We start from the raw sequence: 4,333 nt of genomic DNA on the forward strand, positions 1-4,333 counted from the left end.
TAGCTAAATCAGGATTAATATATGATGGAAATTATAAAAGTACTTTAGTGAAAAATTAATACATTTTTACTTGTTTTTTACCACAGTACTTTGTTACCTGCTGGCTTTTATTCCGATTTAGATTTTCAGCCACCATTTTATTGTTTTCAATTTGTCCGATTCTATTTCGGTCAGATTTTGAGTTTCAAATTCAGTCAATTTGTTTTTTACAGTTTCAATTCCGTAATTTTCTTTTATCCAAAAAGGGAATTCTTCAACGCTTTTATTCCAATTTCCAATTGTTGATTTTAAAATCACAAGTAAATCTAAATCAGATTTTGGTTTTAATTTCTCTAATATTTTTCCAGCGTATTTTTGGTCAGTATACTCCGTTTCAGTTCTCTTTTCATATTCAAACACTTTAACAATTCCGTCTACTATTATTTCATCAGAAACTTTATTCAGTCTGTCCATAAATTGTCGAATTCTTAAATCTCCAATTTTATCCATTAAGTCAATAGACGAATAAAATTCATTTAGAAAATCATCTGATGTTTTTGGAATGTTCATCGGTTTTTTCAGCTTGCAGGTAACGGTCTTGTGTATGGAACGTAGCGTGTAAAAAGACACTAACTTTTCGGATTAACACAGAGCCGAATTTTTATATTTTGTTTTTAACTTTTCTATTCTAAAAGCCAAATTAAAAATTTGGCGGACTTCCTAAATATACACAAACCTTTCAGTTTAGCACTTATTAGCTATGTTTTATACACCTTGTTAGGCTTAGTTTTTTTTCAGTTTTATTTCCTTTTCACAATCTAAGCATACTAAAGATTCATTTGATACTCGATATTTTGTTCCGATATTTTTATATAAAGTCTGGTATCCTTTTTTTGTGTGTTCAGATATTTCATTTTTTAAATGTAATTCAAGAACGTTGTTTTTTAACTTGTATTCTCCTAATGTTTCTTCTGTCATTTCTCCGCCGTGAGAAGTGGAACATAAAAAGTCATTATTTTTATAAAGTTCAAGTCGCACCCAAATAAAATCAGCATTTTCAATACTTTTAAATTCTATTTCTTTTTTGCCAAAATAAGTCCATTTTATTATATCTCGAGGTAGAAAAACAGCTAATCCAAATCCAATTACAAAAACCAGAAGTCCAATTCGGTATTTTTCCCAATGTTTCTTTTGTTTAAAAATCAAAGAGTTTATTATTAGTCCTATTCCAATAATAAGGAATACTCCATACACTAAAGCTAATGGTCCTGAATCATTATCAGTAAAGGTTCGATTTCCTGGTATTCTAAAATGAAATAATAATCCACCTGCAAGTCCAAAAATAGAAGTGGAAATCAATTGTCCTATAATTCGAACTATACTTATCAATTTATCGTTCATTCGGGATTTTGGTCAAATTAAGCCTAACTAGTTATATCATCACAATAACTCCCGTTATCCCTTTTTTAATTCTGGATAAGAGTAGTTAAATGATTCTATTATCATTTTATAAAGCTATGAAAAACTTTACAACAAACTATACGTAGTTCTACGTATAGTTCAATAAAAATAAAGGAGTTACAATAAAAGAGATTACTGTTTCCCGTAATGACATAAAAAAAATCCCAATGCATTAACATTGGGATTTTTAAATTGTAATGTGTTATCGCTATTCTGTAGCGTCATCTGCTAAAGGAGATATCATAATATGTGCTCTGTGTGTCCCAGGATTCATAATCCAAGGGTGGTTTGGAGCTACTGGATTTGCTGGTAAACCTGTAGATTCTGCTGTAGCCCAAGGCATGTACACCACATAGCGCAGTTGTGCGCCATCTACTTTTGAGGTTTCAGCATCATATAAGGTTTTTGCTCCGTAGTAAATGTGTAACGTTGCGCCTGAAGGTATTGTAAGGTCTCCAGCTGTCATTTCTGCTTCACGGATATCAAAGATGTCGTTGTGCTTTTTGCCTTCGGCTTTTAAGGCTCTTCCTCTTGCCATAAATGGTTCGAGATCTTTATGGTAACAGGCTGCACTAAAGCCATCCTTTTTTGGGTCGTCTGCCAATACTATAAATTCATTGTCACCTTCTTTTAGGGTTACAAATTCGCCTGCCATATTATAGCCAATGATTTTACAGTTTGCTCTGCCTGCTTCGGGAACAGCCATTAATGCGGTTGCAATTAAGGCTTCATCTGTATCAATGGGCTGTAAGTTTTTATTGGGTGCTTTTGGTGTGCTTGCTGTGGTTTCCGTTGCTTCGGTTGTGGTTGTTGTTTTGTCTGAGGAATTGCAAGACGTTAAAAATGCGGTTAAGATGATGGCTGTGATAAAATGTTTCATGGGTTTGTGTTTAAGATGTTTTAGGTTGGTGTTGTTTGGTTATGGATGTACTAAATATAATGAAATTCATTGACTATGATTCATTTCAATATTTTAATATTAAGGCTTACGTCAGTTCGAGTGATTTGTGAAGCATGAGCAAATAGTATCGAGAATCTTGGTTATTGTTAAAGCTTCTCGATACAAAATTTCAGAAAAAGAAATTTCACTCGAAGTGACGTTGTCGGTTTGTTTTATGTTTGGTGGATTATTTTAATATCAAGGTTTACGTCAGTTCGAGTGATTTGTGAAGCATGAGCAAATAGTATCGAGAACCTTGGTTATTGTTAAATCTTCTCGATACAAAATTTCAGAAAAAGAAATTTCACTCGAAGTGACGTTGTCGGTTTGTTTTATGTTTGGTGGATTATTTTAATATCAAGGTTTACGTCAGTTCGAGTGATTTGTGAAGCATGAGCAAATAGTATCGAGAACCTTGGTTATTGTTAAATCTTCTCGATACAAAATTTCAGAAAAAGAAATTTCACTCGAAGTGACGTTGTCGGTTTGTTTTATGTTTGGTGGATTATTTTAATATCAAGGTTTACGTCAGTTCGAGTGATTTGTGAAGCATGAGCAAATAGTATCGAGAACCTTGTTTACTCTTAAATCTTCTCGATACAAAATTTCAGAAAAAAGAAATTTCACTCGAAGTGACGTTGTTGGTTTTACATGTTAAATTGCTACGCTTGTATCTACACGCATAACGATTCACTAATTAGCATAACATAGTTTGGCTAATGACGCCTATTTGATTTATTCGAAATAGTTATGAAATTCTTTAAATTTAGTCTTTAATGCTTCCAATTGTTGTTTAGCTTCATTTTCAGTAGTGGTGGACATTAGCGTATGCATGTTATTTTCTATACTAAAGAAGAAATTATGAATTTGATCAAATAATTCTCCAGTATAGGCATTTTCTAACATTATTGTTTTTGCATCATTAAAGATATCTTTTCCTAATTGATTGTAAGCTTCAACATCAGAGGCTTCGTAAGAATTTAATTTAGTCACAATAGCATTGATTTGTGCTATGGATTCTTTTTTTAAAATCCACTTTTCACCATTGTTTAATGCTAGTGTACCAGCACTCATTTCGCGATTCATTTTTGGTGCTGAGCCAAAATCATAATCATATATCGTTTCTGCAATTAAACGTAACTCAGCTTCGTCATAAATGAGTTTTGGCATGAGATTAAATTTCTTTACAGCTCCAGGCATTAATGTTTTTTCTAATGATGGGTTTTTAACAATGGCTACTATGGCATTAACGAATTCTGTTTTATTTGGGTAAGTTGGTTTATAATGTTCTTGCACTCTTAACATTGGTGGTGCAATCATTTGGTCTTTTTTTGAAGGATCTGGTGTTTCAAAATGACAGAGATAACACTTTTGAGTCATGAGTTTATAGCCCTTTTCGTTAAATTCAACCTTTTGTGCCACGTCCTTAGTTGAGCTTTCTAATTCTGAAGCGACCTTGTTTTTTTGATTGGTGTTACAACTTATTAGACCTATAAGTAGAATAACAATATATAGATTTGTTTTCATAGTATGTTCTTAAGAAAAAATTGGTCTATAAAGGTAAAATAGGAGGTCAGAGGAAAAGATGACTTATGTCACTTTAGTTTAAACTATTTTGAGTGTTATCGCAGGTATAAAAAGTGTGTTACATTATAATAGTTGCAGATGTATGTTTTTGTCAGTTCGAGTGATTTGTAAAGTATGGGTAAATTGTATCGAGAACCTTGGTTATTGTTAAAGTTTCTCGATACAAAATTTCAGAAAAAGAAATTTCACTCGACCTGACGTTATGGGTTTGATTTATGTTTAGTGGATTATTTTAATATCAAGGTTTACGTCAGTTCGAGTGATTTGTGAAGCATGAGCAAATAGTATCGAGAACCTTGTTTACTCTTAAATCTTCTCGATACAAAATTTCAGAAAAAAGAAATTTCACTCGAAGTGACGTTGTGG

4 protein-coding genes are annotated in these 4,333 nt (G+C 32.4%); all 4 read right to left on the reverse strand.

Translation table 11 applies throughout. The features are described from left to right. Window positions 1-117: 117 nt before the first annotated feature. The 4 genes from DFQ10_RS17740 to DFQ10_RS17755 all read right to left on the reverse strand — a co-directional run bounded on the left by DFQ10_RS17740 (window position 118) and on the right by DFQ10_RS17755 (window position 3,907). Window positions 118-549 (reverse strand): hypothetical protein, encoded by a 432-nt coding sequence (locus DFQ10_RS17740; RefSeq protein ID WP_115818794.1) that lies wholly within the window; start codon window positions 547-549, stop codon window positions 118-120. Window positions 550-762: 213 nt separating this feature from the next. Then, complete coding sequence (locus DFQ10_RS17745; RefSeq protein ID WP_115818795.1) at window positions 763-1,380, reverse strand: hypothetical protein; 618 nt, start codon at window positions 1,378-1,380, stop codon at window positions 763-765. Between the two features lie 268 nt (window positions 1,381-1,648). Beyond that, a complete protein-coding gene (locus DFQ10_RS17750; protein WP_115818796.1) occupies window positions 1,649-2,320 on the reverse strand; it encodes a hypothetical protein in 672 nt (223 codons plus the stop codon). A 795-nt stretch (window positions 2,321-3,115) separates the two neighbouring features. After that, on the reverse strand, window positions 3,116-3,907 hold the full coding sequence (locus tag DFQ10_RS17755; RefSeq protein WP_115818797.1) for a hypothetical protein: 792 nt from the start codon (window positions 3,905-3,907) through the stop codon (window positions 3,116-3,118). Between the last annotated feature and the right edge of the window lie 426 nt (window positions 3,908-4,333).

The organism is Winogradskyella eximia, assembly GCF_003386165.1.
Lineage (GTDB): Bacteria > Bacteroidota > Bacteroidia > Flavobacteriales > Flavobacteriaceae > Winogradskyella > Winogradskyella eximia.

Bases quoted from the DNA above. Each gene is read 5' to 3' on its own strand.
- DFQ10_RS17740 (WP_115818794.1), bottom strand. From the start codon at position 549: ATGAACATTCCAAAAACATCAGATGATTTTCTAAATGAATTTTATTCG.
- DFQ10_RS17745 (WP_115818795.1), bottom strand. From the start codon at position 1,380: ATGAACGATAAATTGATAAGTATAGTTCGAATTATAGGACAATTGATT.
- DFQ10_RS17750 (WP_115818796.1), bottom strand. From the start codon at position 2,320: ATGAAACATTTTATCACAGCCATCATCTTAACCGCATTTTTAACGTCT.
- DFQ10_RS17755 (WP_115818797.1), bottom strand. From the start codon at position 3,907: ATGAAAACAAATCTATATATTGTTATTCTACTTATAGGTCTAATAAGT.